This window comes from Mesorhizobium sp. M0954, from assembly GCF_040319155.1.
Taxonomy (GTDB): domain Bacteria; phylum Pseudomonadota; class Alphaproteobacteria; order Rhizobiales; family Rhizobiaceae; genus Mesorhizobium.
The window spans coordinates 33,787-60,712 of the sequence record NZ_JAMYNR010000011.1 but is presented as its reverse complement, the minus strand read 5'-3'; the positions used below and the strand labels follow the sequence as shown (position 1 = coordinate 60,712).

The 26,926-nt window shown below is 63.3% G+C and carries 27 protein-coding genes and 1 riboswitch; of the genes, 12 read left to right on the top strand and 15 right to left on the bottom strand.

Annotated elements, in window-relative coordinates:
* Positions 1-2: 2 nt before the first annotated feature.
* The 3 genes from NKH93_RS16820 to NKH93_RS16810 are packed head-to-tail and all read left to right on the top strand — an operon-like array spanning position 3 to position 3,518.
* Positions 3-1,043: a 2-hydroxyacid dehydrogenase gene (locus tag NKH93_RS16820; protein WP_352472266.1), complete on the top strand. Its 1,041-nt coding sequence runs from the start codon at positions 3-5 to the stop codon at positions 1,041-1,043.
* Between the two features lie 19 nt (positions 1,044-1,062).
* Positions 1,063-2,580, top strand: a complete 1,518-nt coding sequence (locus NKH93_RS16815) for a glycerol-3-phosphate dehydrogenase (protein ID WP_352970993.1) — start codon at positions 1,063-1,065, stop codon at positions 2,578-2,580.
* Entirely contained in the window at positions 2,580-3,518 is a 939-nt protein-coding gene (locus tag NKH93_RS16810) for a sugar phosphate isomerase/epimerase family protein (RefSeq protein ID WP_352472317.1), read from the top strand. The genes NKH93_RS16815 and NKH93_RS16810 overlap by 1 nt, the downstream gene beginning before the upstream one ends.
* Positions 3,519-3,565: 47 nt before the next feature.
* On the opposite strand, the gene fba is transcribed toward NKH93_RS16810, so the two are convergent.
* Entirely contained in the window at positions 3,566-4,630 is a 1,065-nt protein-coding gene (gene fba / locus NKH93_RS16805; protein ID WP_352472270.1) for a class II fructose-bisphosphate aldolase, read from the bottom strand.
* A 255-nt stretch (positions 4,631-4,885) separates the two neighbouring features.
* Between fba and NKH93_RS16800 the strand changes: the two genes are divergently transcribed.
* Genes NKH93_RS16800 through derI form a run of 3 tightly spaced genes read left to right on the top strand, consistent with a single transcriptional unit; the run spans position 4,886 to position 6,889 of the window.
* On the top strand, positions 4,886-5,650 hold the full coding sequence (locus NKH93_RS16800; protein ID WP_023676017.1) for a DeoR/GlpR family DNA-binding transcription regulator: 765 nt from the start codon (positions 4,886-4,888) through the stop codon (positions 5,648-5,650).
* 10 nt (positions 5,651-5,660) lie between these two features.
* Positions 5,661-6,419 (top strand): triose-phosphate isomerase, encoded by a 759-nt coding sequence (locus NKH93_RS16795; protein WP_352472271.1) that lies wholly within the window; start codon positions 5,661-5,663, stop codon positions 6,417-6,419.
* A gap of 26 nt (positions 6,420-6,445) precedes the next feature.
* Positions 6,446-6,889 (top strand): D-erythrulose-4-phosphate isomerase, encoded by a 444-nt coding sequence (derI, locus tag NKH93_RS16790; protein ID WP_023676015.1) that lies wholly within the window; start codon positions 6,446-6,448, stop codon positions 6,887-6,889.
* Here derI and dhaL read toward each other — a convergent pair.
* From dhaL to mtnK, 10 genes are all read right to left on the bottom strand, one after another.
* Positions 6,886-7,524: a dihydroxyacetone kinase subunit DhaL gene (gene dhaL / locus NKH93_RS16785; protein WP_352835260.1), complete on the bottom strand. Its 639-nt coding sequence runs from the start codon at positions 7,522-7,524 to the stop codon at positions 6,886-6,888. The two genes, derI and dhaL, sit on opposite strands and share 4 nt — an antisense overlap.
* Before the next feature lie 9 nt (positions 7,525-7,533).
* On the bottom strand, positions 7,534-8,541 hold the full coding sequence (locus NKH93_RS16780) for a dihydroxyacetone kinase subunit DhaK (RefSeq protein WP_352768455.1): 1,008 nt from the start codon (positions 8,539-8,541) through the stop codon (positions 7,534-7,536).
* Between the two features lie 68 nt (positions 8,542-8,609).
* The gene (locus tag NKH93_RS16775) at positions 8,610-9,083 is read right to left on the bottom strand and encodes a 6,7-dimethyl-8-ribityllumazine synthase (RefSeq protein ID WP_352612254.1); all 474 of its coding nucleotides are present in this window, start codon (positions 9,081-9,083) and stop codon (positions 8,610-8,612) included.
* Between the two features lie 77 nt (positions 9,084-9,160).
* Positions 9,161-9,307: riboswitch (FMN riboswitch) on the bottom strand.
* A gap of 116 nt (positions 9,308-9,423) precedes the next feature.
* Positions 9,424-11,733, bottom strand: a complete 2,310-nt coding sequence (locus NKH93_RS16770) for a xanthine dehydrogenase family protein molybdopterin-binding subunit (RefSeq protein ID WP_352970988.1) — start codon at positions 11,731-11,733, stop codon at positions 9,424-9,426.
* Positions 11,734-11,831: 98 nt separating this feature from the next.
* On the bottom strand, positions 11,832-12,302 hold the full coding sequence (locus NKH93_RS16765) for a nuclear transport factor 2 family protein (protein WP_352970985.1): 471 nt from the start codon (positions 12,300-12,302) through the stop codon (positions 11,832-11,834).
* Positions 12,303-12,373: 71 nt separating this feature from the next.
* Positions 12,374-13,360, bottom strand: a complete 987-nt coding sequence (locus NKH93_RS16760) for an FAD binding domain-containing protein (RefSeq protein WP_352681004.1) — start codon at positions 13,358-13,360, stop codon at positions 12,374-12,376.
* 3 nt (positions 13,361-13,363) lie between these two features.
* Positions 13,364-14,023 (bottom strand): 2Fe-2S iron-sulfur cluster-binding protein, encoded by a 660-nt coding sequence (locus NKH93_RS16755; protein WP_352681006.1) that lies wholly within the window; start codon positions 14,021-14,023, stop codon positions 13,364-13,366.
* A 130-nt stretch (positions 14,024-14,153) separates the two neighbouring features.
* Positions 14,154-15,038: a helix-turn-helix domain-containing protein gene (locus tag NKH93_RS16750; protein WP_031211585.1), complete on the bottom strand. Its 885-nt coding sequence runs from the start codon at positions 15,036-15,038 to the stop codon at positions 14,154-14,156.
* A gap of 181 nt (positions 15,039-15,219) precedes the next feature.
* On the bottom strand, positions 15,220-16,314 hold the full coding sequence (gene mtnA / locus NKH93_RS16745) for an S-methyl-5-thioribose-1-phosphate isomerase (RefSeq protein WP_352612266.1): 1,095 nt from the start codon (positions 16,312-16,314) through the stop codon (positions 15,220-15,222).
* A complete protein-coding gene (gene mtnK / locus NKH93_RS16740) occupies positions 16,311-17,582 on the bottom strand; it encodes an S-methyl-5-thioribose kinase (RefSeq protein ID WP_352970982.1) in 1,272 nt (423 codons plus the stop codon). Before mtnK ends, mtnA begins: the two co-directional genes overlap by 4 nt.
* Positions 17,583-17,717: 135 nt before the next feature.
* On the opposite strand from mtnK, the gene NKH93_RS16735 reads away from it, so the two are divergent.
* The 4 genes from NKH93_RS16735 (at position 17,718) to NKH93_RS16720 (ending at position 22,410) form a co-directional block, all read left to right on the top strand.
* The gene (locus NKH93_RS16735; RefSeq protein WP_352970979.1) at positions 17,718-19,229 is read left to right on the top strand and encodes a sugar ABC transporter ATP-binding protein; all 1,512 of its coding nucleotides are present in this window, start codon (positions 17,718-17,720) and stop codon (positions 19,227-19,229) included.
* An 83-nt stretch (positions 19,230-19,312) separates the two neighbouring features.
* Positions 19,313-20,308, top strand: a complete 996-nt coding sequence (locus NKH93_RS16730) for an ABC transporter permease (RefSeq protein WP_352615088.1) — start codon at positions 19,313-19,315, stop codon at positions 20,306-20,308.
* Between the two features lie 46 nt (positions 20,309-20,354).
* Positions 20,355-21,410, top strand: coding sequence for a substrate-binding domain-containing protein (locus tag NKH93_RS16725; RefSeq protein ID WP_352472282.1), 1,056 nt, complete (start codon positions 20,355-20,357; stop codon positions 21,408-21,410).
* 157 nt (positions 21,411-21,567) lie between these two features.
* A complete protein-coding gene (locus NKH93_RS16720) occupies positions 21,568-22,410 on the top strand; it encodes an acyl-CoA thioester hydrolase/BAAT C-terminal domain-containing protein (RefSeq protein ID WP_352970976.1) in 843 nt (280 codons plus the stop codon).
* A 29-nt stretch (positions 22,411-22,439) separates the two neighbouring features.
* On the opposite strand, the gene NKH93_RS16715 is transcribed toward NKH93_RS16720, so the two are convergent.
* The 4 genes from NKH93_RS16715 to NKH93_RS16700 all read right to left on the bottom strand — a co-directional run bounded on the left by NKH93_RS16715 (position 22,440) and on the right by NKH93_RS16700 (position 26,145).
* Positions 22,440-22,712: a type II toxin-antitoxin system RelE/ParE family toxin gene (locus tag NKH93_RS16715; RefSeq protein WP_352918040.1), complete on the bottom strand. Its 273-nt coding sequence runs from the start codon at positions 22,710-22,712 to the stop codon at positions 22,440-22,442.
* Between the two features lies 1 nt (position 22,713).
* Positions 22,714-22,971 carry a type II toxin-antitoxin system RelB/DinJ family antitoxin gene (locus NKH93_RS16710; protein ID WP_352970973.1) on the bottom strand — a complete coding sequence of 86 codons (258 nt, stop codon included), beginning with the start codon at positions 22,969-22,971 and terminating at the stop codon, positions 22,714-22,716.
* Positions 22,972-23,043: 72 nt separating this feature from the next.
* Positions 23,044-25,098 (bottom strand): bifunctional aldolase/short-chain dehydrogenase, encoded by a 2,055-nt coding sequence (locus tag NKH93_RS16705; protein WP_352970969.1) that lies wholly within the window; start codon positions 25,096-25,098, stop codon positions 23,044-23,046.
* Between the two features lie 81 nt (positions 25,099-25,179).
* A complete protein-coding gene (locus tag NKH93_RS16700; RefSeq protein ID WP_352542222.1) occupies positions 25,180-26,145 on the bottom strand; it encodes a sugar-binding transcriptional regulator in 966 nt (321 codons plus the stop codon).
* 146 nt (positions 26,146-26,291) lie between these two features.
* On the opposite strand from NKH93_RS16700, the gene NKH93_RS16695 reads away from it, so the two are divergent.
* Together NKH93_RS16695 and NKH93_RS16690 are read left to right on the top strand one after the other, a co-directional pair.
* Complete coding sequence (locus NKH93_RS16695; protein ID WP_352453248.1) at positions 26,292-26,537, top strand: type II toxin-antitoxin system ParD family antitoxin; 246 nt, start codon at positions 26,292-26,294, stop codon at positions 26,535-26,537.
* A gap of 17 nt (positions 26,538-26,554) precedes the next feature.
* Positions 26,555-26,869, top strand: coding sequence for a type II toxin-antitoxin system RelE/ParE family toxin (locus NKH93_RS16690; protein ID WP_352970966.1), 315 nt, complete (start codon positions 26,555-26,557; stop codon positions 26,867-26,869).
* Positions 26,870-26,926 lie beyond the last annotated feature (57 nt).

Genomic DNA, 26,926 nt, shown 5'->3' with positions numbered 1-26,926 from the left:
GCATGCCCAAGAAAATTGCGATCATCGGCGACCGCTTCATGCTTCCGGAAGTGTTTCGCGAGAAAATCGAGGCGGCCTGCGGCGACAATCTCGACATCCGCAGCATTGAGACCGCTTGGCCCGACGAGCCGATGCAATTCGGCAATGCCGCGCTTGGTCTGGACAAGGTCAAGGAGTATTTCGGCGATCCCGACGAGGTGGTGGATTTCATCGGCGACGCCGAAATCTTCGTCACCCAGCTTGCGCCGCTCTCCGAAAGCATGATGCAGCGCCTGCCCACGCTCAAGCTGGTTGCGGTCTCGCGCGGCGGACCGATCAACATCGACATGGCCGCCGCCAAGGCCCATGGCATTACCGTGGTCAATGTGCCCGGCCGCAACGCCAGCGCCGTGGCCGAGTTCACCATCGGCGCCATTCTCGCCGAAACGCGGCTGATCCGCGTCGGCCACGAAGCCTTGCGCAAGGGCGAGTGGCGCGGCGATCTCTACCGCGCCGACCGTACCGGCCGCGAGCTCAACGAAATGACCGTCGGCGTCATCGGCTACGGCAATATCGGCACCAGGCTGGTTCGGCTGCTGCGCGCCTTCGGCTGCCGCATCCTGGTCTGCGATCCCTATGTGCAATTGAGCGCCGAGGACCGCAATGCCGGCGTCGAGCTGGTTGCGCTGGACGATCTGCTGTCGCGCTCCGATGTGGTCACGCTGCACTCCCGGGTCACCGAGGAGACGCGCGGCCTGATCGGCAAGGACGCCATCGCCCGGATGAAACCCGGCGTAATCTTCGTCAATACCGCGCGCGGACCGCTGGTCGACTACGATGCGCTCTACGAAGCGCTCGTCTCGGGACACATCGGCAGTGCTATGCTGGAGACGTTCGCCGTCGAGCCGGTGCCTGCCGACTGGCCGCTGTTGCAACTGCCGAACGTGACGCTGACGCCGCATATCGCCGGCGCGTCGGTACGCACCGTGACCTACGCGGCCGAGCAGGCGGCCGAGGAAGTGCGCCGCTACATCGCCGGGCTGCCTCCGGTCAATCCATGCTGACGACAGGGCATAGAGCGAGATGAACGGTGAAACCGAAATCGTCGACCTCTTCGTCATCGGCGGCGGCGTCAATGGCGCCGGAATCGCGCGCGATGCGGCGGGCCGGGGCCTGTCGGTCATTCTTTGCGAAAAGGACGATCTTGCCGAGGGCACCAGTTCGCGATCGGGAAAGCTCGTTCATGGCGGTTTGCGCTATCTCGAATATTACGAGTTCCGCTTGGTGCGGGAGGCGCTGATCGAACGCGAGGTGCTGCTCGAATCCGCGCCGCACATCATCTGGCCGATGCGCTTCGTGCTGCCACACAGCCCCGATGACCGGCCGGCCTGGCTGGTGCGGCTCGGCCTGTTCCTCTACGACCATCTTGGCGGCCGCAAGCGGCTGCCGGCCACGCGTACGCTCGACCTGCGCACCGCGCCAGAAGGCGCGCCGATCAAGGACAGCTTCAAGCGCGGCTTCGAATATTCCGACTGCTGGGTCGACGACGCCCGCCTGGTCGTCATCAATGCGCTCGACGCCGCGGAGCGTGGGGCCAGGATATTCACCCGCACTGCCTGCACCGCCGCCCGCCGCGAAAACGGCCTGTGGTCGGTGGAGATGCGCGACGGTCGAACCGGCGTCAGGACCACAGTCCGGGCACGGGCGCTGATCAACGCCGCCGGACCCTGGGTCAACGACGTCATCAACCGCGTCGCCGGCCAGAATTCCAGGCGCAACGTGCGCCTGGTCAAGGGCAGCCACATCGTTGTGCCGAAATTCTGGGAAGGGCGGCAGGCCTATCTCGTTCAGAACAGCGACAAGCGGGTGATCTTCATCAATCCCTATCAGAACGATCTGGCGCTGATCGGCACCACTGACATTCCCTATGAAGGGCGACCGGAGGACGTGACCGCGGATGCCGGCGAGATCGATTACCTGATCAAGGCAGTCAATCGCTACTTCAAGCGCCAGCTCGCACGAAGCGACGTCGTCTACTCGTTTTCCGGCGTCAGGCCGCTCTATGACGACAATGCCGACAATCCGAGCGCGGTGACCCGCGATTACATATTCGAACTCGACGCACCGGCTGGGCAGGCGCCGCTGCTTTCGGTCTTCGGCGGCAAGATCACCACCTTCCGCAAATTGGCCGAGCACGCGCTCGACCGTATCGCCCCGTTCTTTCCGAAAATGGGCAAGCCGTGGACCTCGAAAGGGCACCTGCCGGGCGGCGATATCGCCAATGCCGATTTCGAGCAGTTTCTGGGCGACCTCGGCCATGAATTTCCCTGGATGCCGGCATCGCTGGTCAAGCATTACGGCAGGCTCTACGGCACAAGGACGCGCGATCTGGTCGGCGCGGCCACCTCGCTCGCCGAACTGGGCCGGCGCTTCGGCAAGGATTTTTTCGAGCGCGAAGCCAATTACCTGTTCGAGCATGAATGGGCCGAGACCGCCGCCGATATTCTCGAAAGGCGCACCAAGCACGGCCTGCATCTGTCCGCCGCGGAAAGAACCGCCTTCGAGGACTGGTGCTCGAGCCGGCTGGCAAAGGCCGGCTGATGGCCTTTACGCTTTCGCTCAACACCAATCCGCTGGTCAACCGCTTTGCGGAGCCGGACGACCTGATCGACGCGATCGCCTATCAGATCGGTATCAGGGACGTCCAACTCACCCATGAATTCGTCAATCCCGGCTGGCCGGCGGCGACGATCGCCAAATTCGTCCGCCTGTTCCGCTCCGCGCTCGACCGCACCGGTGTGCGCGTGACCTCCGCGATGACCGGCCCTTACGGCCGGCTCAATCATTTCGGCCATCCCGATGCCGACGTGCGGCGCTACTACGTCGACTGGTTCAAGACCTTTTCAGAAGTTTCGGCCGAGCTCGGCGCCGCAGGCATGGGCACGCAATTCGCGATCTTCACTCACCGGGATTACGACAATCCTGAACGTCGCGCGCGGCTTTTCGACATCGCGCTGGAATGCTGGCGCGAGGTCGCCGAGCATGCCAAAGCAGCCGGCTTGACCTACCTGTTCTGGGAGCCGATGTCGGTCGGCCGCGAATTCGGCCATACGATCGAAAGCTGCCGGGCACTGCAGCGCGAGATCGAAGCGGCCGGCATGGCCGTCCCGTTCAAGATGATGGTCGACATCGACCATGGCGACGTGACCTCGAGCAATCCGGCGGACACCGACCCTTATGCCTGGGCCGAAGCCTTTCCCAGGCAATCGCCGATCATCCACGTCAAGCAGTCGTCGATGAACAAGGGTGGTCACTGGCCGTTCATTGCCGCTCACAACAAGGACGGCCGCATCACGCCGGAAAAGCTGCTGGAGACGGTTCGCCGTGGCGGCGGCGTCGACAACGAGATCTGCCTCGAATTGTCGTTCCGCGAGCGCGAGCCCGTCGACCACCAGGTCATCGCCATGATCCGCGAGTCGGTCGACTACTGGGCACCCTTTATCGAGACCGGCAGGGCCGATCTCTTGCCGCGAGCATGATCGGATGAGCAGGAGCTGAGGCAGCTCCTGCTCAGAGCCGGAATACATCAGCCAAATTTCGGATCGAGGCTTCCGGACTTGTAGCGCTTGGCCATTTCCGACAGCGGCAGCGGCTTGATCTTCGGTGCGTTGCCGGCGGTGCCGAATTGCTCGAAGCGCTCCTTGCACAGCTTCCGCATCGCGGCCATTGCCGGCGTCAGATATTTGCGCGGATCGAATTCGCTCGGGTTCTCGGTCAGCACCTTGCGGATTGCGCCGGTCAGCGCCATGCGGTTGTCGGTATCGATATTGATCTTGCGCACCCCGTGCTTGATGCCGCGCTGGATCTCTTCGACCGGCACGCCCCATGTCGGCTTCATCTGGCCGCCATATTTGTTGATGATCTCCTGCAACTCCTCCGGCACCGAGGACGAGCCGTGCATGACGAGATGCATACTCGGCAGACGGCGGTGGATTTCCTCGATGACGTTCATGGCCAGTACAGCGCCGTCCGGCTTGCGGCTGAACTTGTAGGCGCCGTGGCTGGTGCCCATGGCGACTGCCAGCGCATCGACACGGGTGTCGCGCACGAACTGTTCGGCCTGCACGGGATCGGTCAGCAGCTGGTCGTGGCTGATGACGCCCTCGACGCCATGGCCGTCCTCCTGCTCGCCGCCGCCCATCTCCAGCGATCCGAGAACGCCGATCTCGCCTTCCACCGAGACGCCGCCCCAATGCGCCATGTCGACGACGCGGTGGGTGATGCCGGAATTATAGGCGTAGTCGGCCGGCGTCTTGCCGTCTTCCTTCAGCGATCCGTCCATCATCACCGAAGTGAAGCCGTGCTGGATCGCGGTGACGCAGGTCGCTTCGTTGTTGCCATGGTCGAGATGCATGCAGACCGGGATATCGGGATGGATTTCGACCAGCGCGTCGATCAGCTTGGCCAGCACCACATCATTGGCGTAGGCTCGCGCGCCGCGGCTCGCCTGCAGGATAACCGGCGATTTGGTCTCCTCGGCTGCCTCCATGATGGCGAGGCCCTGTTCCATATTGTTCATGTTGAAGGCAGGCACGCCATAGCCGTATTCGGCGGCATGATCGAGCAATTGTCTCAGTGTGATGCGAGCCACTCAGTAGTCTCCCGTATCCGGTTTCGAGCCAGTGTTTGCGGGCCGTTCGGTTGTCGACGAGCCCCTGATGCTTCTGGCCGGATTTCCGCGGCACCGCAACCGCTGGGCGCTCGGCCGGCAGCAATTCTTGTTACAGGACGCGACCAGAAGCGTCATGATATCCCAAAGAGATATAACATTATCACAAAAATTTGGTGGCTTGTGCGACGTTTGCTGTTATATCTCGGAACCGGATTGCACAAGGATGCCGCGGAAATGAAGAGCGACGGCCGCCGGCAAGGCATCATGGATTTTCTGATGGACATCGGCACCGCCAGTGTCGACGATCTTGCCTCACGCTTCGGCGTGTCAAAGATGACTGTCCACCGCGACCTCGACGAGCTCGAGGAAAGCGGCTTCCTGCGCAAGGTGCGCGGCGGCGCCTCGATCCAGCCGAGCAGCCTTTTCGAGAGCGATTTCCGCTACCGCCAGCGGCTGGCCGGCGACGAGAAGAAGCGCATCGCCGCCGCTGCCGTGACGATGATCGAACCGGGTCAGACGGTGATCATCGACGATGGCTCAACCGCGGGCGGCGTTGCTCGGCATCTTGCCGATCTGCGTCCGCTGACGGTGATCTCGAACAATCTGGCCGTCATCCAGGATTTGGCGGGCGTTGCCGGCATCAACCTGATTGCGCTCGGCGGCCAATACAACAAGAAGTTTCACGGCTTCTTCGGCCTGCTCGCCGAGGATACGCTGAAATCATTGCGCGCCGATGTCGCGTTCCTGTCGTCATCGGCCATCCATGGTGCCTCTGCCTTTCACCAGGATCAGGAAGTGGTCCAGACCAAACGGCTGATGATGGCCGCAGCAGCGCGCAAATATCTGCTGGTCGATCATGGGAAATTCGGCCGCACTGCCTTGCACTTCCTGACAGATCTCAAGGCCTTTGACACGGTCTTCACCGGCCGCGAGCCGCAGCCGCAGATGCGCGCCGCGCTGGATGGTGCCGGCGTTTCGCTGACAGTGATCGCAGAATAGGAGGGCACGTATGGTTTATTGGGTCGGCACCAGCTGGAAAATGAACAAGACGCTCGCCGAGGCGATGGCTTTCGCCGAGGCGCTGGCGGAGTTCGTCCCCGGTTTCGACGAGCGCATCCAGCCTTTCGTCATCCCGCCCTTCACGGCGATCCGCGAGGTCAAGAAAGCGCTGTCGCCGACGCGCATCAAGGTCGGCGCGCAGAACATGCATTGGGCCGACGCCGGCGCCTGGACCGGCGAGATCTCGCCGGTCATGCTGAAAGACTGCGGCCTCGACATGGTCGAGCTCGGCCACAGCGAACGGCGCGAGCATTTCGGCGAGACCGACAACGCCGTCGGTCTGAAGACTGCGGCGGCGGTGAAGCATGGTCTCGTGCCACTCATCTGCGTCGGCGAGACCCTGGCTCAACGCGACAGCGGGCAGGCCGCTGCGGTGCTGGCCTTGCAGGTGCACGGCGCGCTGCAGTTTCTCGAAGGCGCGGCGAAGGCGGCGACGATCCTGTTTGCCTATGAGCCCGTCTGGGCGATCGGCGACAAGGGCGTGCCGGCCAGTTCGGACTATGCCGACAGGCAGCAGGCGCTAATCAAGAAAATCGCACGCGACCTGCTGCCGGTGGTACCGCCGGTGCTTTATGGCGGCAGCGTCAATCCGCAAAATGCCGCCGAACTGGTCGGCCAGCCCAACATCGACGGCTTGTTCATCGGCCGCTCGGCCTGGCAGGCGGACGGCTATATCGACATCCTCAAGCGCGCCTCGGCGGCGATCTGAATCACCAAACAGGAAGGAAACGGAACATGAAAATTGCCATTGGAGCTGATAGCGCCGGTAAGCCGCTGCTCGACGTCATTGCCGCTCACCTCGCTACCAAGCCCGGCCTCACGGTTAGCGACCTCAGCCAGTCGGGCTACTATGCCGACCTGTCACAGAAGCTCGCCCAGACCATCCTGGACGGCGAAAACGATCGCGGCATCCTGTTTTGCGGCACCGGCATCGGCGTATCCATATCCGCCAACAAGGTGCCCGGCATTCGCGCCGCACTCACCCACGACACCTATTCGGCAGAGCGCGCCGCGAAATCCAACAACGCCCAGATCATCACCATGGGCGCGCGCGTCATCGGCCCGGAACTGGCCAAGTCGATCGTCGACGCCTGGCTCGCATCGGAATTCGATGAGAAGGGACCATCGGCCGGCAATGTCCAGGCCATCGACAGGCTCGACGCGGCGAAGCGGGGCTAAGCCAGACTGTTCCGCATCGCCCTGATGATCGTCACGGCCGACGCGGCGCCGGGGTCCATATGCCCGAGCGAGCGCTCGCCGAGCCGCGATGAGCGGCCCTTGGCGGCGATCATGCCCTTGGTCGTCTCAGCGCCTTGTTCGGCTGCGGCGAGTGCGGCTTCCAGGCTCCCGCACAGGCTCTTGCCGGCTTGCTGCGCGGCACCCGCTGCTTGCGCCGCCGGCAGCCAGGCGTCGACCATGGTCTTTTCGCCGAGCTCGGCCTTGCCGCGATCCTGGATGCCTTGCGCCATCGCCCGGAGCATGGCGATAATGTCAGCGTCCTCCAGAATTGCCTTGCCTTTGACGGCGGCGGCACCGCGCATGAAGGCGGTCGCATAGAGCGGGCCTGACGAGGCGCCGACCGCGTTGAGGAAGGATTTCGCCGCAGTGTTGAGCAGCGCCGTCGGCTCGGTCGCCGCGAGGTCGAGTTGCGCTAGTGCATCGCGCGCAGCTGTGAAGCCTAGTGCCATGGCGATGCCATGGTCGGCGTCGCCGATGACGCCGTCGAGTTGGCAGAGCCTGTCCTTGTCGGCGTCGATCGCCGCCGCGATCTCATCGAACATTCTTTTCAAGCCGACTGAATCGATCGAGGTCATGATGCTTTCTCAGCCGGCGCGGAACATGGCGCAGTCGCAAGGATGGTCGAGCATCGCCTGCAACTCGCCGTCGAGATGCATCAGCGTCACCGAGGCGCCAGCCATTTCGAGCGAGGTGCAGTAATTGCCGACCCAGGTCGCGTGGACGGAAATACCGACGTCATCCAGCCTCTGCTTGACGCGTCGGTTCATGATGTAGAGCTCCATCAACGGCGTTGAGCCGAGCGAATTGACCAGAACGGCGACCTTATCGCCGCGCGCCGGCGCCATCTCGTCGAGGACCTTGTCCAGCATTTCGTCGGTGATCTCGTCGGCCGTTTTCAACTTTCCGCGCGCGATGCCTGGCTCGCCATGGATGCCCATGCCGATCTCCATCTCGTCCGGTCCGATCTCGAAATTGGGCCGGCGGGTCTGCGGCAGCGAGCAGGGCGACAGCGCCACACCCATGGTGAAGGTGTGATCGTTGGCCTTCCTGGCGATACGCTCGCATTCATCGAATGACAGCATCTGGTCGCATGCGGCACCGGCGGCCTTGAAGATGAAGAAATTGCCGGCGACGCCGCGCCGCTTCTGCCTCTGGTCGCGCGGCGCCGAGGCGACATCGTCGGTGGTCAGCACGGTGCGCACCTCGATGTCGTCCATTGCCGCCATTTCGGCGGCCATGTCGAAGTTCATCACGTCGCCGGCATAGTTGCCGTACATGAACAGCACGCCGGCGCCACCGCTGGCCGCCTTGGCGCATTCGAGGATCGGGTCCGGCGGCGGCGAGGCGAAGACATTGCCGATCGCGGCGGCGTCGGCCAGCCCCTTGCCGACGAAGCCGAGGAAGGTCGGCTCGTGGCCCGAGCCGCCACCGATGACGAGACCGACCTTGCCTGGGCGCGGTCCGTCGCGGGCGATAATGGCGCGCGGACTGCCGTCCGCGCTTCTGAGATGGCGCGGATGCGCGGCCAGGATGCCCTCCAGCATCTCATCGACGGAGCGGTTACCGTCATTGATGATCTTCTTGGTCTGCACCGGCATCCTCCCTGGTTTTCGTGAGATACTACAGCGCCTTACCGGGATTTCCACCCGCGACGGAGATTTCACGCCGCGATGCGTTCGCGTGCTGCCAGCAGTTGCACGCAGGCACTGGCCGCCTCTTTGCCTTTGACCCTGAAATGCTCGAAGAAGAAGCGGTGATGGTCCGCGCTGTCATGATAGTTGTGCGGCGTCAGCACCGCCGAAAGCACCGGCACGCCAGTCGACAATTGCACATTCATCATGCCGTCGATGACCGCGCTTGCAACAAACTCGTGCCGGTAGATGCCGCCATTGACGACGAACGCGGCGCCGAGGATAGCGGCATAGCGGCCGGTCACGGCAAGCGTCTTTGCATGCAGGGGAATCTCATAAGCGCCAGGCACATCGAAGACATCGACGGCAAAGCGTTTCTCTCCGAGAACCGCCAGTTCCGCCTCGAATGCTTCAACGCATTGGTCGACGATATCGGCATGCCAACGCGCGCGAATGACGGCAACGCGGATCGCTTCATAGTCGTTGTGGGAATGCTGATTCATGGGTCCATCCTTCCGTTTCGAACCAGAATCAGGACGCACGATACGGAGTCCGAACCGCGAAAGCGGACCGTCTTCCATTTCGTTCTCTTCCATCCGGACTGTGACCGTCGGCTCCGGAATCACACCGGATCTGCTGACCTCTCCGGCTAACCGGAAAGCGCTCGCGGGCTTGGGCCGAGACCCTTACCGCCGGTGGGGACTTTCACCCCGCCCTGAGAACATTGACGGCGTTTGTATGGAAGGGTCGGAAAGCGCTGTCAACCACCGTCGTCGTCGTCGATGGCGCAGAAATAGCGATCCGTTTCGACCTGGTCACCGTTGAGGGCGAGGGAGGAGAGCGTCAAATAGCGATCACAGGTAAGGCAGGCAGCACCTTGTCCAAGGTGATGGGAAATTCACGCACTCGCACGCCGGCCGCGTTGTAAACGGCGTTGGCGACAGCAGCCCCCGCACCGCACACGCCGAGCTCGCCGAGACCCTTTGCGCCAAGCGGGTTGGCCTTGTCGTCGTCTTCCTCGAGGAAGGCGACCTCCATATCGGGGACATCGCCATTGACCGGCACATGATACTCGGCAAGATCGTGATTGACGAAGTGGCCGTAGCGCGGGTCGAGCACCGTCTGCTCCATCAGCGCTGCACCGATCCCCCAGGTCATGCCGCCGATGATTTGCGAGCGCGCGGTCTTGGCGTTGAGGATACGGCCCGCGCCGATCACAGCCAGCATCCGGCGCATGCGGATTTCACCGGTATCGCAATCGACAGCGACCTCTGCGAAATGCGCGCCATAGGAATGCTGCGAATAGGTCTTGTATGACTGGGTGGTGGCGCCCGCGGCTACGGAGCCTTCGGCTTCGAGTCCATCGGGAGAGATCCCTCGGATAAGATCGGTCAGGCTCGCCGATCGCTGGCCGACCCTGACCTCGCCGTCGGCAAAGCTTGCCTCGGTGGCGTTCGCGCCGCGCAACGGCGAGGCTTCGTTCGACTGCGCCGCCTCCAGGATCCGTTCCTTGAGGACGTTGCACGCATTATACAAGGCCGAACCCGCGCTTGCTGCGCCCCAGGACCCGCCGGAGCCGGCGGTACGCGGGAAGCGGCTGTCACCGAGCTCCACCTTGACGGACGAGATCGGCAGGCCGAGGCTCTCGGCGGCAATCTGGGTCAGGATCGTATAGGTGCCGGTCCCAATATCGGTCATGTCGAGCCGCGCCGTCACCCGACCGTCCCGGTCGATCGCAACCCGCGCCGTCGCCGCGCCGATATAGTTCGGACGGATCGCCGCCGCCATGCCGTGGCCGATAAGCTTGCGGCCCTCCCGAGTTCGGCCCGGTGTCGGGTTTCTCCGCTCCCAGCCGAAACGGCGGGCGCCTTCCTCCATGCAGGCGACGAGATTGCGGGTGGAGAACGGCACGCCGCGCTCGGGATCCTGTGCCGGTTCGTTGCGGATCCTGAGTTCGATCGGGTCCAGACCGGCGCGCTCGGCGAGCTCATCCATGGCGCATTCGAAAGCCAGCATGCCGGGCGCTTCGCCGGGCGAGCGCATCCATTCGCCGCGGTTGATGTCCAGCGGAACCAGGCGATGGCGGGTGAGACGGTTCGGCGCCGCGTAGAGCGAGCGCGCAAAAACTGCCGTTTGTTCGCAGTACTCCTCGAAGCTGGACGTTGCCGACCAGACATCGTGCGCGATCCCGGTGAGCCGCCCGTCAGTGTCCGCGCCGAGACGTACCTGTTGGACCATCTCTGCGCGATGACCGGCATTGGCGAACATCTGTTGTCGCGTCAGCGCGATCTTCACGGGGCGCTGCAGCACCTGCGCTGCAAGTGCGGCCAGGATCGTGTCGGCATGGGCAATCAGCTTCGAGCCGAAGCCTCCGCCGATGAAGGGGCTGACGATGCGCACTCGCTCGAGCGGGATGCGAAGCGTGCTGGCGACCCCGGCCCGGAAGTTCGCGAGGGTCTGCGCCGATGTTCGGATCGTCAGCTCGTTGCCTGACCAGGCAGCAAGCGTCGCATGCGGCTCCATCGGATTGTGATGTTCGAAGGGGGTCCCGTAAGTGGAATCGATCTTGATCGGCGCCGTCGCAAAGGCACGCTCGAAGTCGCCGACCACGCTGTCGGTCTCGAAGCCGGCATTGGTCCGCTTTGGCGCGTAGGCGTCGGCGATATGTCCCGGTAGATCGTAGAGGCCTGGCTCCTCGTCGTAGCGTACTCTGATGAGGCCCGCAGCAGCGCGTGCAGCCTCGAACGTCTCCGCAACGACCAGCGCGACCGGCTCGTCGCAATACCGTACCCGATCGCTGTTGAGCGCGGGCCGGGCGCGCGTGAAGACCTCCGGCACCGTTGGCGTGACCGTTGGGCCGAAATCCGGCTGGGCCGGCGCATTGCGGTGCGTCATGACGAGCAGCACTGCCGGCGCCCGTTCGGCTTCGGCCGTGTCGATCTTGGCGATGCGGCCCTTGGCGATGGAGGCGCCGAGAATGTAGCCATAGGCTGTACCATCCAGCTCATTCTCGTAAGCGTATGTGGCGCCGCCCGTCACTTTGAGCGGACCGTCGATGCGGTCGATCGGCCGCCCGATGATGCCAGCATCGGCACGAGGTTTCACCCTTGAATGGGTGGCGGAGCCGGGCAGTCCGGGTATGGTCTCGCTCATAAGTCACCTAAGGATTTTTCATCTGGAGTTCGGAAGCATCGAGGCCGCGACGACGCCGCTTCCTCGCACCTTTATGTTCGGCGCGCGGCGGCCGGAGCTCACGCGGCGATCTCGCCGAAATACTCGCGAAACTCGACCAGCCTCCCTGTTGGGCCGGCTCGCATGAAGATCGCATGCAGGCCAGTGTAGGGCGCGCCACCGATTGTCCCGCTCCCGCGATCGCAGACGATGACCCAGTCGGCGGCGAAGAGCTTGAGATCGACGGTCGATTTGGTGATCCTGTTCCCCTGCGCTTGGTGCGCGGCGGTCCAGGCTGCGAGTGCCCGTTTGCCCTCTGGCGGTCCGTGTCGGCCTCGTTGCTCGCCGACAGGGAATTGGAAGGTCATCGTCTCATCGCAACAGTCAAGGAATGCCGTCCAGTCGCCAGAGGCCCAGCCGGCAAAGAAGGCGTCTACGGCGGCCTCGAGCCCGTGACGAGCTCCCGGATCGGATTTGGCGCCCCAGGCTGTGGCGGCAGAGACGAGAAGGCCGCCACCCGCGGCGGCAACGGCGCGTCGCGTGAGTTTCATATCGATCTCCTGCTCGGCGCCTGCATCTGGGAACCGCGATTCGGGGTCGTCGTCTCTGTCATCGCATCACCTCATGCACTCTCGGCGGCAGCAGCGAGCGTGTGCCGCATCGTCCGTTTCGCCAGCGGGATCTTGAAATCATTGCCGCCATGCCCGACGGCTCCGGCGAGCGCGGCTTCGGCGGCGTCGCTAAAGGCGCCGTCGGATGCCGCCGCTCCTGCGAGCGTCCGCTCCGCCTCCGTCGCGCGCCATGGCTTGGCTGCCACGCCGCCCATGGCGATCCGAGTGCTTCGGATACGGTCGCCGCTTTTCTCGACGATTGCTGCCACCGACACCAGCGCGAAGGCGTAGGAAGCACGGTCGCGCACCTTGCGGTAAACCTGTCGGCCGGGTGGCGGCGGCGGCAGGGCAACCGCGACGACTATTTCGCCGTGGCCGAGCACGGTCTCCACCTGGGGCGTCGCCTCGGGCAACCGATGGAAATCGCCGATCGGGATCGTGCGGGTCTCGCCGCCGGGCGAGACGGTCTCAATCCTGGCGTCGAGCCCGGACATGGCGACCGCCATGTCGGAGGGATGGACCGCAATGCAGGCTTCGCTCGCGCCGAGTACGGCGTGCATGCGATTGAAGCCCTGAAGTGCCGCGCAGCCCGAACCCGGCTGGCGCTTGTTGCAGGGCATGTTGCGGTCGTAGAAATAGGGACAGCGCGTGCGCTGCAGGAGATTGCCGCTGGTCGAGGCCTTGTTGCGTATCTGTCCGGACGCTCCCGCCAGCAGCGCTTGCGTGAGCATCGGATAGCGCGACCTTACCCGCGGGTCGGCGGCAAGATCGCTATTGCGGACCTGGGCACCGATCCGAAGTCCGCCTTCCGCCGTCTCCTCGATCCGATCAAGCGGCAGCCGGCTGATGTCGACGAGATGCGCTGGGCGCTCGATCTCGAGCTTCATCAGGTCGAGCAGGTTGGTGCCGCCGCTGATGAACTTGGCGTCCGGCCGGGCCGCAACCGCGGCCGCCGCCTGCTCAGCACTCGCCGCACGTTCATAAGTGAAGGACTGCATTGCTCATGCCTCCTCTGCCGCGTCGCGGATTGCAGCGACAATGTTCGGATAGGCGGCGCAACGGCAGATGTTGCCGCTCATCCGCTCGCGGATCTCGGCATCGGTGAGAGCGACGGAAGCCGCTGCCACGTCGGCGCTCGCATGGCTTGGCCAGCCGGCCCGCGCCTCGCCCAGCATGCCAACCGCCGAGCAGATCTGGCCTGGCGTACAGTAGCCGCACTGGAAACCGTCGCGGGCGACGAAGGCGGCCTGGACCGGATGCAGCCGGTCACCCTCGGCAAGGCCCTCGACCGTGGTGATCTCGTCGCCTTCATGCATTGCGGCAAGCGTCAGGCAGGAATTGATCCGGCGCCCATCGACGAGCACCGTGCATGCGCCGCACTGGCCGTGGTCGCAGCCCTTCTTCGAGCCGGTGAGGCCGACATGGTTGCGCAGCGCGTCGAGCAGCGTCGTCCGCGGGTCGAGCTCGACGGCAAGATCCTTCGCGTTGATCCGTAACGACATCGTCATCGTCGGTAGCGGCGAGGACGATGCAGCCGCCGTGACGGTCTCGGCCGGCTCGGCGTCAACCGGTAGTCCGGTAGCCAGCAGCACCCCGGTCGCAACACCGCCTTCCAATACCATCCGACGCGTCGGCCCGCTCCTGTTGTCCGTTTTGGCCATGCATGATCTCCCAGCCGCAATGAGGCGCAGACGGCAACTTGACCCGAGCGAACCCTCGGGTTCTGTCACCCAACGACACTGGAGGTGGGAGTGCGGGCGGCGGCTTTCTTTCAAGAAACCGGCGGCACTATCAGGATTCTGGAGAAGAATTCACCCGATAGGCACGAGGCGTCATGCCCCTCAGACGTCGGAAGGTCGTGGTGAAGTGGCTCTGGCTTGAGAAGCCGAGCCGAAAGGCAATGACACCGATCGACAAACCCGTTTCGCGCAGTAGCGCCTCCGCTCGCCGCACCCGTTCCTCGATCACATAGGCGTAGGGTGCAAGGCCGGTCGTCGCCTTGAAGCGACGCGCAAAACTGTCGACGGCCATGCCCGCGGCGGCTGCCAGCTCACTTAGCGAAATGTCGGAATTCATATGCGCATCGATGTAATCCCGAACGCGACCAAGTGCCCGGCGGCTGAGACAGCCGTGACGTACAAACCGCGGTTGCTCCCGGCTCAGGTTGGCCACGCGGAGACTGACGAGGGCGACCAGATGCTCGACATAGGCAGTGTCTGGCTTGTGGCCGAGTGCCATCTCGTCACGAAGCGAACTCAAGAGCGTGGCGACGACCGCGTCTTTCTTGTTTACCAGTATAGGCAGGTTCCTCAGGCGTTCGCATCCGGGAAGCCCGATATCGGGATCGATCCACAGGGCTGAATAGGAGAGGTTTACATCGCGATAGAAGCCCTGTCGTTCCGCGCCTGCCGGGACGAAGGTGAGGGCTCCGGGACGGTCCATTCCGTCGTAAAGGGATCGTGCCTCGTGCCGGATGGATGTATGGGACGTGCCGCCTTCTTCGGTCAGCACGATCAGATGATGAGGGGCTGTCCAGCGGAGCTCCGCCTCCCGGCACGCCCACCGCCGGTTGTCGAAGACGATCGAGGAGCTGACCCATGATGCGGTTTGCAGGGGCTCCGACTTCTCGTCCTGGCTCCGAACCCGTCCGTCACCAAGCAACGGTCTGAATGACATCGCGGTATCCCGCTGGTTCACTCGCCGAGCCGTGGGCAGCCCCGGCTTCGAGCGTTGGGCGCCGCCCCGCCGCTACGCATCCGGCCGTCCATGTGGGACAGGCAACGGGCGTTTTTAACCGTGCCGTGTTCAAGAAATCGTGAGATCAGGCAAATCCGGAGCGCCCTCCCGGAAAAGCCGATCATCCGCGCTCGGGAAACATCACCCTCAGGCCTTCGCGCGAGGCCGTAGCGACACCGCGTTCGGTGATCAAGCCGGTGACCAGCCGCGCCGGCGTCACGTCGAAGGCCGGATTGGCCGCCGGCGTGCCTTCCGGGGATACGCGGACCTGGGCGATCTCGCCGGAAGCGGTCTTGCCCCAGACCAGTGAGACCTCGTCGGGCGAGCGCTGTTCGATCGGGATGTCGGCCAGCCCGTCGCCCACGGTCCAGTCGATCGTCGGCGACGGCAGCGCGACATAGAACGGCACGTCGTTGTCGGCGGCGGCGAGCGCCTTGAGATAGGTACCGATCTTATTGCAGACATCGCCGTCGGCGGTGGTCCTGTCGGTGCCGACGACGACCATGTCGATCTGGCCGCGCTGCATCAGATGGCCGCCGGCATTGTCGACGATCAGCGTATGCGGCACGCCGTGGCCGGCCATCTCCCAGGCGGTCAATTGGGCACCCTGGTTGCGGGGTCGTGTTTCGTCGACATAGACATGGACTGGAATACCGGCTTCCGTCGCCAGATAGATCGGCGCGGTGGCGGTGCCGTAGTCGACGGTGGCCAGCCAGCCGGCATTGCAGTGGGTCAGGATATTGACTGGTTCGCCCGGCTGCTTGCGCGCCGCGATCGCCTTGATGATTTCGAGCCCATGGGCGCCGATGGCGCGGTTGAGGCCGACATCCTCGTCGGCGATCTCGCCGGCACGCCGATAGGCAGCCGCGGCACGTTCTGCCAGCGGAAGCGTCAGCAGAAAGCGCTGCATTTCGTTCAGCGCCCAGCGCAAATTGATCGCCGTCGGGCGCGTTTCGTGCAAGGTTGCCCAGACGGCGTCGAGTGCTGCGTCCGACGGATCGTCGGCCATCTGCATGGCGACGCCATAGGCGGCGGTGACGCCGATCAGCGGCGCCCCGCGCACCCACATGTCGCGGATTGCCGTGGCGATGCCGGCGACGGTATCGATCTTTTCGATGCGGAAATCATGCGGCAGCCAGCGCTGGTCGATGATCTCCACCGAACGCCCGTCGTCACTCGGCCAGATGGTGCGGTAGTGGCGGTCGCCGACGTTCAAATCCTGCTCTCCCGTTCGATCAGCGCGGCCAACCGGTTGACCTCGTCGATACTGTGGATCTGGCGCCGGCTGACGGCGAGGTGACGGCCGAATTTCAGCGCCTTTGCCTCACATCTGGCGCGCAGATCCGGATCGGCAATGGTCTCGAAATCGGCATTGTGGGCAAGGCCGAGAATTCGCCGGTGAACCTCGACGCCGGCAAAGCCGAGCAGATCGGTCCAGATCGAATGCAGCATGTGGTCTAGCGCCTGCTCGGCGCCAAGCCTGTCGCCCTGATCTTCGAACAGGCTCTTCTGGTAGAGCATGCCGGTACGCTCGGTTCGCCACAGATGCGAGAACTCGGCGCGAAACACCGACCATGTCTCGACCGTAACGCCGATCAGATAGTCACGCATGGCGTCGCGGCTTCCGTCCTGTTCATGGCCGCGCTGCGAGAAGAACGCCATCCAGAAGTTGGCGAGCAGCATGCCGACGTCGAAGGCGATCGGCCCGTAGAAGGCGAATTCGGGGTCGATCATCCTCGTTTCGGTGTCGGTGACCATGATCGAGCCGGAATGCAGGTCGCCATGCAGCAGCGTCTCGGCATTGGCAGCGAAGATGTGCTTCATGCGCTGCGCCTCGACCTTGAGGTCGCGGTCGGCGCGCAGCTCGGCAACAATGCCGTCGAGCTGCGGGCTGGTGTGCCGGTTCATCTTGGCACCGAAATACGGATCCGAGAAAACCAGGTTCTCGGTGATGTCGCAGAGTTCGACATTGTCGGCGAACAGCGCCAGATCGGCCTTGCGGTCCTTGGTCGCCATATGCAGGTCGGAGCCGCGAAACAGCGTGCGGGCCATGAACAAGCCGATGTCTGTCGCGATGTTGGGCAATTGCCGGCCTTCGATCAGCGCCCGCCGCAGGATAATGTGCGGCGACAGATACTCCATGATGATCAGCGCCTGGCCTTCGTCGAAGTGATAGATATAGGGCACCGAACCCGGCGCCCGCGCCTGTTGCCGCGTCAGCGCATGGTATTCGAAGAAGGAGCGTTTTAGCGGCAGCGGCCAGCTGTCGCCGACCAGCCGGACGTAGGGCAGGGCCTGCTTGACGACGGCCGCACCCTCAGCACCCTCGACGATGAACACCAGGTTCAGATTGCCGTCGCCGACTTCACGAACCTTCCACTGGCTCGTATCCTTGCCGATCTGCGAACACAGGGCCTCGTTGGCACCGAGACGGCCCGCCAGTGTCTCGACCGACAGTGCTTCGAACGGCGATTTCCCAGTCATCCTCACCTCCCGCTCATGTGCTCCGATGATAGCGGAGCCAACGCGGTCGGGCCAAGCTAGGAAGCCTGCTGGCAATTGTCAATCGTGTTGACAATTGCCGATATAGCCCATAGCGTCATGGTCAGGGAGGAGCGAATGGGCAATGATGCCGTGTTCCGCGTCGACGGCCTGAGGAAATCCTTTGGCCATATCGAGGTGCTTGGCGGCGTCTCGCTCGAATTGCATGCCGGCGAAGTGACCGTGCTGATGGGCGCCAACGGCGCCGGCAAATCCACCCTCGTCAAGATCATCAGTGGTGTCTACGACCATAGCGGCGGCACGATGTCGCTTGCCGGTCACGTGTTCGACCCGAAAACGCCGGCGGAGGCGATCCGCGCCGGCGTCGTTACCGTCCACCAGAACGTCAATGACGGTGTCGTCGCCGACCTCGATGTCGCCACCAACCTTACCCTCGACAGGCTGAGCGGCAGCGGCGTGCCGACCCTGTTCAATCCAGGCCGGGTGCGTCGCGAGGCAAAGGCGGTGGCCCACCGCATGGGACTGGCCATCGACCTCAAGGCCCGGATCAGCGATCTCTCTCTGGCCGACCGCCAGATGGTGGCGATCGCCCGCGCCATGGCGCACCGGCCGAAAGTGCTGATCCTCGACGAGCCGACCTCCTCGCTGTCCAGCGCCGAAGCCGACCGGCTGTTCGCGCTGCTCGACCGGCTTCGCCAGCAAGGCGTGGCCATCCTCTACATCTCGCACCGCATGTCGGATATCAGACGGCTTGCCGATCGCATCATTTCGATGCGCGATGGGGTTATCTCAGGTATCTTCGACAAGAAGCCGCTGGATTACGAAGGTGCGGTCAACGCCATGCTCGGCCGCAAGATCCAGCTCGAGCGGATCGTCGCCAGGAATTCGGCCAAAGCAATTTTCACTGCCGACGCGCTGCGGATTGCTGAAGGCGCCAGGCCGATCTCGCTGACCCTCGGCGATGGCGAGGTCGTTGCCATCACCGGCCTTGTCGGTGTCGGCAAGACCGTGCTCGCCGAGACGCTGTTCGGCCTGCGCCAGCCGCTGGCCGGGACCATGGTGCTGAACGGGAAACCTTATGCTCCGGCATCGACCGGCGAAGCGATTGCCGCCGGTGTGTTTCTCGTCGCCAAGGACCGAGGCGAAAACGGCATCGTCGGCGACTTCAACATCCAGGAGAATATCAGCCTGCCGTTCCACAGCCGCATGTCGCGTCTCGGTGTTCTCAAACGCCGTATCGAACGCGCCATTGCCCGCCAGCAGATCCAGGAGCTCGGCATCGTCTGCCGCTCGGAGAGGGACGAGATGGCGTCGCTTTCCGGCGGCAATCAGCAGAAGGTGATGGTCGCCCGCTGGATGTCGCAGGCGGCAAGGCTTTTCATCCTCGACGAGCCCTTTCAGGGCGTCGACATTTCGGCTAGGCGCGACATCGCCGCCAAGCTGCGGGCCAGCGCCCACGGCCGCGCGACGCTGCTGTTCGTCACCGAACTCGACGAAGCCCTGGAGACGGCCGATCGCATCCTGGTGATGTCGGAGCAGACGATCGTCGGCGAGCACCGCAATACCGATGTCGATCTCGAGCGTCTGCTGGCCGAAGTGGCGGGCGGGCCGCTGCACAGCGCAGCCTGACGGCGGGATGACGATGAGAATTGGAATGGAGAGGGCATGAATTCGGGTTGGATAAAGACGGTGCCGGCGTGCGGGAGCGCTGAATGATCCTGCGCGACAATGCTATTCGCTACGGCTTCATCGTTCTGTTGTTCGGGCTGATCGCCTATTTCGCCGTCGCTGCCGATGGTTTCGTCTCGCCGCAAAGTGCTGTCTTCATCTTCCAGTCGGTCGCCATCACCGGCGTTCTGGCGCTCGGCGTCACCGCCACGCTGGTCGTCGGCGGCTTCGACCTGTCGATCGGCTCGGTCGCCACCAGCGCCATGATGGCGGCTGCCTATGTCATGGTGGTGCTGGAGCAGAACGCCGTCATGGCGGTCGTCGTCTGTCTTGTGATCGGCGCCGTGGTCGGCCTGATCAATGGCTGGCTGATCGTCTATATGCGGGTTCCGGACCTTTTGGCGACGCTCGGCATGATGTTCCTGCTTGTCGGCCTGCAGCGCATCCCGACCGAAGGCCGTTCGATCGCCACCGGCATGACCATGCCCGACGGCTCGGTCGCCAACGGCAGCTTCGGCGCCGCGTTCCTGGCGCTTGGCCGCCATCGCTTCGATTTCTTCATCCCGAACCTCATTCCGGTGTCGGTCGTCGTTCTGCTCGTGCTGGCGGTGCTGATCTGGTTCTTTCTCGAATACACGCGTTTCGGGCGCATGATGTATGCGGTCGGCAGCAACGAACGCGCCGCAGAACTCGCCGGCGCGCCTGTCAAGGCATACAAAATCTGGGCCTACGTTATTTCGGGAGTTTTTGCCTCGATCGGCGGCATTTTGCTCGCTGCCCGGCTTGGACGCGGCGACATCGCCTCGGGTAATAATCTGTTGCTCGACGCGGTGGCTGCGGCACTCATCGGTTACGCGGTTCTCGGCGCCGCCAAGCCGAACGCCTTCGGCACGGCTGTCGGCGCGGTGTTTGTCGGCGTGCTGCTGCAAGGCCTGACGATGATGAACGCGCCTTACTACACGCAGGATTTCGTCAAGGGCGTGGTTCTCGTGGTCGCCCTTGTCTTTACCTTCGCCCTTTCCGGCAGGGGCAGGAGATAGGGTTCGACCGGGTCATATTTTGGGTTCAACAAGTGGAGGAAACGACGTGAACATCACAAGAAGGCTTTTGGGGAAGGCAGCGCTCGGGCTTGCCGGCGCAACATTGCTGATGCAGATGCCGGCAATAGCGCAGGACAGGCCGGCGCCGTTCGACAAGCCGGGTGCCGTCAAGATAGCGCTGGTCCGCTATCTCTCGACCGGCGACTTCTTCCAGGCCTACCTTTCCGGCGTCGAGGCGCAGGCCAAGGCGCTCGGTGTCGACCTGCGCGTGCTCGATAGCCGCCAGGACGCGGCGCTTCAGGCGGACATGGTCGACCAGGCTATCGCGCTCGGCGTCCAGGGCATCATCATCCAGCACGGACTGACGGAATCGATGAAGGACGCCGCCCAGCGTGCGGTCGACGCCGGCATCAAGGTTGTCGCCTTCGACGTCAATGTCGAAAACCCCAAGATCCCGCAGATCGAACAGTCCGACCGCGACCTCGCGCGCCTGGCGCTCGAACAGGCGGTCAAGGACAATGGCGAGAGCTGGAAGGCCGGCTATGTCTATGTCGCCGGCATCGCGCCGCTCGACCGCCGCAACGAGACCTGGGTCGAATTCAAGAAGAAATATTCGGGCATCAACGAAGCCGCCATGTTCGGCACGCTCGACAATCCGATCGCCAATTCGGTCGCCAACCAGGCCCGTTCGGTGCTATCGGCCCATCCCGACATCAAGGTGATGTTCGCGCCCTATGACGAATTCGCCAAGGGCGTGAAGATCGCGGTCGACGAGGCGGGGCTGAACAAGGACATCAAGATCTATTCGGCCGACATCTCGACCTCGGATATCGCCGCGATGCGCGAGCCGGACAGCGCCTGGGCGGCAACCGCCGCCACCAACCCGGCCGTCGTCGGCCAGGTCTCGGTGCGCGCGCTGGCGCAGCTCTTGGCCGGCGAGGATCCCGGCCACAACGTCATCGTGCCGCCGACGCTGATCACCCAGAAGGATCTGCTCGACAAGGACATCAAGAACATGGAGGACCTCTCGGCCAAGCTGCCGCAATTCGCCCATGCCGATGTCGCGATGCCGACCTGGATGCCGAACCCGAACGCGAAGTGACTTTCGGCACGAGCAAAACAATAGCCGTCTGCAGCAGCTTGTTGCAGGCGGCCTTTTTGTCGAAGATGTCTGGCGTGCCGGACCGCCGAATTGCAATTGTCGCAGCCGCCGGCTTTGTGGGCCGATTGGACAATCGAAACCCAGGATTGACGGGTACATGGAGATGCGGGCGGTAGAGGAAAGTCTTACCGGCGCCGTCGCCGGAACATGTTTTCGATGCTTGAAGGCCACCACGGGCGTTGTGGTGTTGGGTGGATCGAGCGGCCGTGTTGACGTCGGTCGCGCGCGGCTCTTTGCAAATGCGGGTGCATCGGCCTTGGCTCTGCAGTGGTTTGGCGGTGAAGGCCAGGTTCCCGGAATATGTGAGATTCCCCTGGAAACGTTCTTTGCGGCAACCGATTATCTCATTGAAACAGGATGCCGTCATATCGTCTATGTGGGCACGTCTAAGGGTGCCGAGGCGTCATTGCTTGCCGCCGTCCATGACCAGCGAATTGATGCGGTGGTCGCGATTAGCCCGTCATCCGTAGTTTGGGGAAATGTCGGTGCGGGCCGCGATGGTGTCAGCTGGCCTGAACGATCCTCATGGTCGCTCGACGGCATCGCGCTGCCGTTTGTGCCGACAGATCCAGATTGGACACCAGAGTATGTCGATGGCCAGGTGTCCTACAGGGGGCTTTTCGAAAGTTGTTTGAAAACGTTCAAGCGGGAAGCGAATGCGGCGACCATCCCTGTTGAGACCGCATCGGCCGAGCTTCTGCTCGTCGCCGGTGGCGGCGATGCACTGTGGCCTTCCCTATCGTTCGCCCGAGATATTGTTGGGCGGCGCGGCGAAGCAGGCAAGGTCACGCATCTCATTTCGTCGCCGGATGCCGGTCACCGCATTCTCTTGCCAGGCGAGAACACACCACGCTCGACTTTGCATGCACACGGAGGCAATGACGAGGCCGATTCAAAGCTGGGCCGAAAGGCTTGGGAAGGCATCCGAGAACTACTTTAGCAAAATTCTCAAATGCGCACCTGTCTCGGCTACTCGTTGAACAGATCGGAATGTGAGCCGGTGCGAGCAAGCTGTAGCTCGTCACCGGCAACACGATAGATCAAGAGCCAGTCCGGTTCTATGTGAGCGTCACGAAAGCCTTTCCAATCGCCTTTCAGCGAGTGGCCCTTATAGCTCGCCGGTAGCTCATCTCCGGCGAGCAGAAGGCCTAGCAGTTCGCGCAATTTACCAAGGTCTTTGCCGCGCTTCTCCGCACGTTTCACGTCCCGGCGGAATTGCCCGGAGCGAACGGGCGTCAGCACGTCAGATGCCCAGATCCTTGAACAACTCATCGGCCGAGGCGAAGCGCTTGCCCTTGCCACGCTCCAATTCCGTCATCGCCTTCCGAGTGGTTGCGTTCGGCACTTTCACCGGAAAGGGAAACTCCTTGTCGGCGGCGACGCGGACCAGCAGCAGGCGGATGGCGTCGGAAACGGACAATCCCATTGCCGCCAAGGCCTCCGTTGCCTGATCCTTTGTCGCCGTATCGATCCGAGCGCGGACCACGGTATCCGTTGCCATGTTGTGACTCCTTAAGAGAGCCACAATGTAGCTACAAAATACCAATTACGCAAGTGTGATCCCCGATCGCGCCTACCTCAACGCCGCCGCGATGTTGCCGCCATCGACCGTCGTCACATCGGCGGTGGTCCGCTCGGCCAGCGCCTGATGCAGGAAGGCCTGGGCGACGTCTTCTGCCGTCACTTCCTGCCCGAGCAGGTTGCCCGACATGTACTCCTTCTCCGACACGCCGCGCGCGCCCGAGCGGCTGGCGATCATGGCGTCGGTCAACAGCCCCGAACGGATGCGGTCGGCGTTGACGGCATTGGAGCGGATGCCATGCGCGCCGTAGTCGAGGGCATATTGCCTGGACAAAAACAGCGTTGCCGCCTTGGGAATGCCATAGGCGCCGAACTTCGGCCCCGGATTGACCGCCTGCTTGGAGGTATTGAACAACAGCGCGCCGCCGGTGCCCTGTTCCAGCATGATGCGCACGGCATTCTGCGCCGCCGACTGGTGGGCGAAGAAATTGAGTTCGAAGCTTTTGCGCAAGGCGGCGTCGTCGAGCTCGCCGATCCGGCCCTCCCAGGCAGCACCGGCATTGGACACGAGAATGTCGAGGCCGCCGTAGACGTCGACCGCCTTGTCGAAGGCGGCGCGCATCTGCACCGGATCGGTGATGTCGGCGCCAATGCCGATCGAATTGTTACCGGCCTTTTTTGCCGCCTCGGCAGCCCTTGACCCATCGAGATCGACGACGACGGCATGGGCACCGTTGTCGGCGAACAGCTTTGCCGTGGCAGCACCGATCGCGCCGGCGCCGCCGGTGACCAGCATCACCTGGCCGGTCAGCGGCTTCGGCTTGTTGGCGGCGAGCTTGGCCTGTTCCAGCGACCAGTATTCGAGCGGGAACAGGTCGGCTTTGGAGAGCGGGCGGAAATCGCCGACGGCTTCGGCGCCGCGTACCGCCTCGATCCACATTTCGCCGACGTCGGAGGCGATCTTCGCATCCTTGAGCGTGCGACCGTGGCCGAACATGCCGAGGCCGGGCACCAGCGTCAGCCGCGGCATCGGGTCGAGCATGGTGCGCTTCACGTCGTCGAGCGCATCATTGGTTTCGAAATAGGCGCGATAGTCCTTGGCGAATTTCTCGACATGCTGGCGGATGACGGATTTGTAGTCGCCGACCTTGTCCGCGTCGGGCGCCGGCAGTGCCATCGGTCCGGTCTTGATGCGGATCGACAGGTCGGGTGTCGACACGCCGCGTCCGGCATAGTCGGCAATTTTTGCCGAATTGGTGAAATCGACGATCGCATCCGAGGTGCGGAAATCGCTGATCATGCGGTCGAAGCGGCCTTCGCCGCGTGCTACCGCCGCTGCGCCGCGCAGCATCGGCGCAATCTCCGCGGGCTTCGCCAGCCTGGCCGGCAGTGCCACCTTTTCGGTGCGCGGCTTGCCGTTCCCAGCGATGAAATCCTCGGCGACGTTCACATAATGGATCATCCTGTCATAGGCCTGCCTGGCATCGTCGCCGAAGGTGAAGATGCCGTGCTTGTCGAGGATCAGGCCTTCGACCGTCGGATCGGCGTCGAATACATCGGCGGCCGCCTTGGCCAGATCGAAGCCCGGCATGATGTAAGGCACGAATCCCATTTTCTCGCCGAACACCTTCCGGCTCAGCGCCTCGCTGTCCTCCTGGTCGACGATGGCCAGGATCGCCGTCGAATGGGTGTGGTCGACGAATTTGTGCGGCAGGAAGGCGTGCAGCAGCGTCTCGACCGAAGGGTTGGGCGAGGACGGGTCGATGAGGTTCGCCCGCTGCAGCGCGACCATGTCCTCGTCGGAGAGCTTCTTGAGCGACCGCGCCTTCAACAGCGCGCCGAGCTTGACCGCCGGCAGGCCCTGCGGCTCGATGACGCCCATGTCCCAGCCGCTGCCCTTGACGCAGAGCACGTCCCATTCGTCGCCGACAAGGTCGGTGGCCTTGGTCTTGCACGATGTATTGCCGCCGCCATGGAGGACGAGCCGCGGCTCGCCGCCCAGCAGCCTGGTCGTATAGACGCGCAGCGCCAGGTCGCGGGCCACACCCTTCTTTGCATAGTCGGCGACCAGCTTCTCCGCCTCGCCGTCATTCCACAGGTTCTTCATGTCAGCTTCGTCCGATTTCTCTTTTGTTGTGAACAGGAATACCGCGACGCCTTGATGACAATGCGTCGGCGGCTCTAGGTATCAGGCGACCTCTTTTGCTGCTGCTCCGGCATGGTCGAGCAGCCGTCGCGCCATGCGCGCGCCTACGACCAGATGGGTGCAGAGCCCGCCGGCGATCGCCGCGACGAGCGGTTCGAACTTGCTGTCCTCCTGCACCACCACAAGGCGCTTTTCGATGCTGCGCAGCGATGACAGCTCTGCCGAAATCAGCCGGCGGTTGTAGCTGCAGTCGAGCGCCTGGCCTCGGGCGTCGATGATCTGCCCGGCAATGACGCCGGCCGCACCCGCCTTGCGCAATGCAGCCATTTCGCTCTCGGTCAGCGCGCCGCATTTGACCAGATGGCTGTCGGTGTCCACCGAGCCGACCGAATACAGCGCCAGGTCGCATTCGCCGATGCCCGACAATTGCTCGCGGATCACCGGCTCGGCGCGCAGGCCGCGTGCCAGTTCTTCCGTCGTCAGCACCAGCGGCGCGTAGAAATTCAGCCCCTTGGCGTTGAGCCGGCGCGCGATTTCCATCGTGCATTGGTCCGGCCGGTACGAATAGGGGGCGCCCAGATTGCCGCAGAGCTGCACCACGGTGACGTCCTGCAGATCGGCATAGGACATGATGTCGGCGATGGTGTAGATGGTCCGCCCCCAGGCGACGCCGATGCGGTCGCCCTTCCTGACCAGCTCGAGAAAGACGCTTGCCGCCAGCACCGCGATGTCGGTCGAGGGGTCGGCGACATAGCCGTTTTCCGGCGCGATCCAGACCGCGTCGAGCTTCAGCGCGTCTTCCAGCTTGCGCGCCAGCACGTCGTCGGTGAAAAGCTGGGTCGAGGTCGAGATGTTGACGATGCCGGTCTCGCGCGCCTTGCGCAGATACATCGCCACCGAGGCACGGGAAATCTTGAGCTGGCTGGCCACCTGGTCCTGGCGCAGGCCGTGTGCATAGTAAAGCCAGGCGGCCTTGTGGATAAGCTGTTCTGCCGGTCGGATCGCCATGCCATCTCCTCGCTGACATTATTCACGGCTCTCGACAAAAGTCAAACCTTAGGCTGCGCACCTGATCCGACACCTGGCATTCCGGATGTCAGTAATTGCGCATTTATTGTTATCTCGGTACAATAAACCGATCAGGAGGTTCGACAATGAACGTATCATTGGGAGAGCGTTGGGAAACCTTTGTTTCCAACATCGTCAAGCGCGGCCGCTACGGTTCTGCCAGCGAAGTCGTGCGCGAGGGCCTGCGCCTTGTCGAAGAGCGCGAGGAAAAGCTGAAGGCGCTCCGTGCCATGGTGGACAAGTCGTTTGCTGAAGGCGGCGAAGCCACCGAGCAGGATATTGACGCCGCCTTGGAAGCCAAGGCCAAGCAACTCGCAAGGGAAGGCTTTTAGGAGTGCCACGGCTGCGCATGCTGCCGTCGGCACAAGCAGATTTGGTCAATATCCTTGAATACCTCACTCGTGAAAGCGGCAGCCTGTTGATTGGCGGGCGTTTTGTGGATGCTCTGCGCCAGAAATGCCGTGATCTGGCGAGCTTGCCGGCGACGATTGGTCGTGCTCGTCCCGAACTCCGGCCGGACGTCCGAAGTTTCGCTTTCAGGGGATACGTGATTTTCTTCCGCTATAATGGCGACTTTTTCGAAGTGGCGAATATCGTGGAAGGGCATCGGGACATCGACGCTTTGTGGCCGGAGGGTGAGGGCGGGGAGGGGCGTCCCAAGTAATGGGCGAAGGGTCTGATGGCGGTGCACGAATCCAGTACGCGCTCAGGATCTGGTGGT

Bases quoted from the DNA above. Each gene is read 5' to 3' on its own strand.
- NKH93_RS16820 (WP_352472266.1), top strand. From the start codon at position 3: ATGCCCAAGAAAATTGCGATCATCGGCGACCGCTTCATGCTTCCGGAA.
- NKH93_RS16815 (WP_352970993.1), top strand. From the start codon at position 1,063: ATGAACGGTGAAACCGAAATCGTCGACCTCTTCGTCATCGGCGGCGGC.
- NKH93_RS16810 (WP_352472317.1), top strand. From the start codon at position 2,580: ATGGCCTTTACGCTTTCGCTCAACACCAATCCGCTGGTCAACCGCTTT.
- NKH93_RS16800 (WP_023676017.1), top strand. From the start codon at position 4,886: ATGAAGAGCGACGGCCGCCGGCAAGGCATCATGGATTTTCTGATGGAC.
- NKH93_RS16795 (WP_352472271.1), top strand. From the start codon at position 5,661: ATGGTTTATTGGGTCGGCACCAGCTGGAAAATGAACAAGACGCTCGCC.
- derI (WP_023676015.1), top strand. From the start codon at position 6,446: ATGAAAATTGCCATTGGAGCTGATAGCGCCGGTAAGCCGCTGCTCGAC.
- dhaL (WP_352835260.1), bottom strand. From the start codon at position 7,524: ATGACCTCGATCGATTCAGTCGGCTTGAAAAGAATGTTCGATGAGATC.
- NKH93_RS16775 (WP_352612254.1), bottom strand. From the start codon at position 9,083: ATGAATCAGCATTCCCACAACGACTATGAAGCGATCCGCGTTGCCGTC.
- NKH93_RS16770 (WP_352970988.1), bottom strand. From the start codon at position 11,733: ATGAGCGAGACCATACCCGGACTGCCCGGCTCCGCCACCCATTCAAGG.
- NKH93_RS16765 (WP_352970985.1), bottom strand. From the start codon at position 12,302: ATGAAACTCACGCGACGCGCCGTTGCCGCCGCGGGTGGCGGCCTTCTC.
- NKH93_RS16760 (WP_352681004.1), bottom strand. From the start codon at position 13,360: ATGCAGTCCTTCACTTATGAACGTGCGGCGAGTGCTGAGCAGGCGGCG.
- NKH93_RS16755 (WP_352681006.1), bottom strand. From the start codon at position 14,023: ATGGCCAAAACGGACAACAGGAGCGGGCCGACGCGTCGGATGGTATTG.
- NKH93_RS16750 (WP_031211585.1), bottom strand. From the start codon at position 15,038: ATGTCATTCAGACCGTTGCTTGGTGACGGACGGGTTCGGAGCCAGGAC.
- mtnK (WP_352970982.1), bottom strand. From the start codon at position 17,582: ATGACTGGGAAATCGCCGTTCGAAGCACTGTCGGTCGAGACACTGGCG.
- NKH93_RS16735 (WP_352970979.1), top strand. From the start codon at position 17,718: ATGGGCAATGATGCCGTGTTCCGCGTCGACGGCCTGAGGAAATCCTTT.
- NKH93_RS16730 (WP_352615088.1), top strand. From the start codon at position 19,313: ATGATCCTGCGCGACAATGCTATTCGCTACGGCTTCATCGTTCTGTTG.
- NKH93_RS16720 (WP_352970976.1), top strand. From the start codon at position 21,568: ATGGAGATGCGGGCGGTAGAGGAAAGTCTTACCGGCGCCGTCGCCGGA.
- NKH93_RS16710 (WP_352970973.1), bottom strand. From the start codon at position 22,971: ATGGCAACGGATACCGTGGTCCGCGCTCGGATCGATACGGCGACAAAG.
- NKH93_RS16705 (WP_352970969.1), bottom strand. From the start codon at position 25,098: ATGAAGAACCTGTGGAATGACGGCGAGGCGGAGAAGCTGGTCGCCGAC.
- NKH93_RS16700 (WP_352542222.1), bottom strand. From the start codon at position 26,145: ATGGCGATCCGACCGGCAGAACAGCTTATCCACAAGGCCGCCTGGCTT.
- NKH93_RS16695 (WP_352453248.1), top strand. From the start codon at position 26,292: ATGAACGTATCATTGGGAGAGCGTTGGGAAACCTTTGTTTCCAACATC.
- NKH93_RS16690 (WP_352970966.1), top strand. From the start codon at position 26,555: ATGCTGCCGTCGGCACAAGCAGATTTGGTCAATATCCTTGAATACCTC.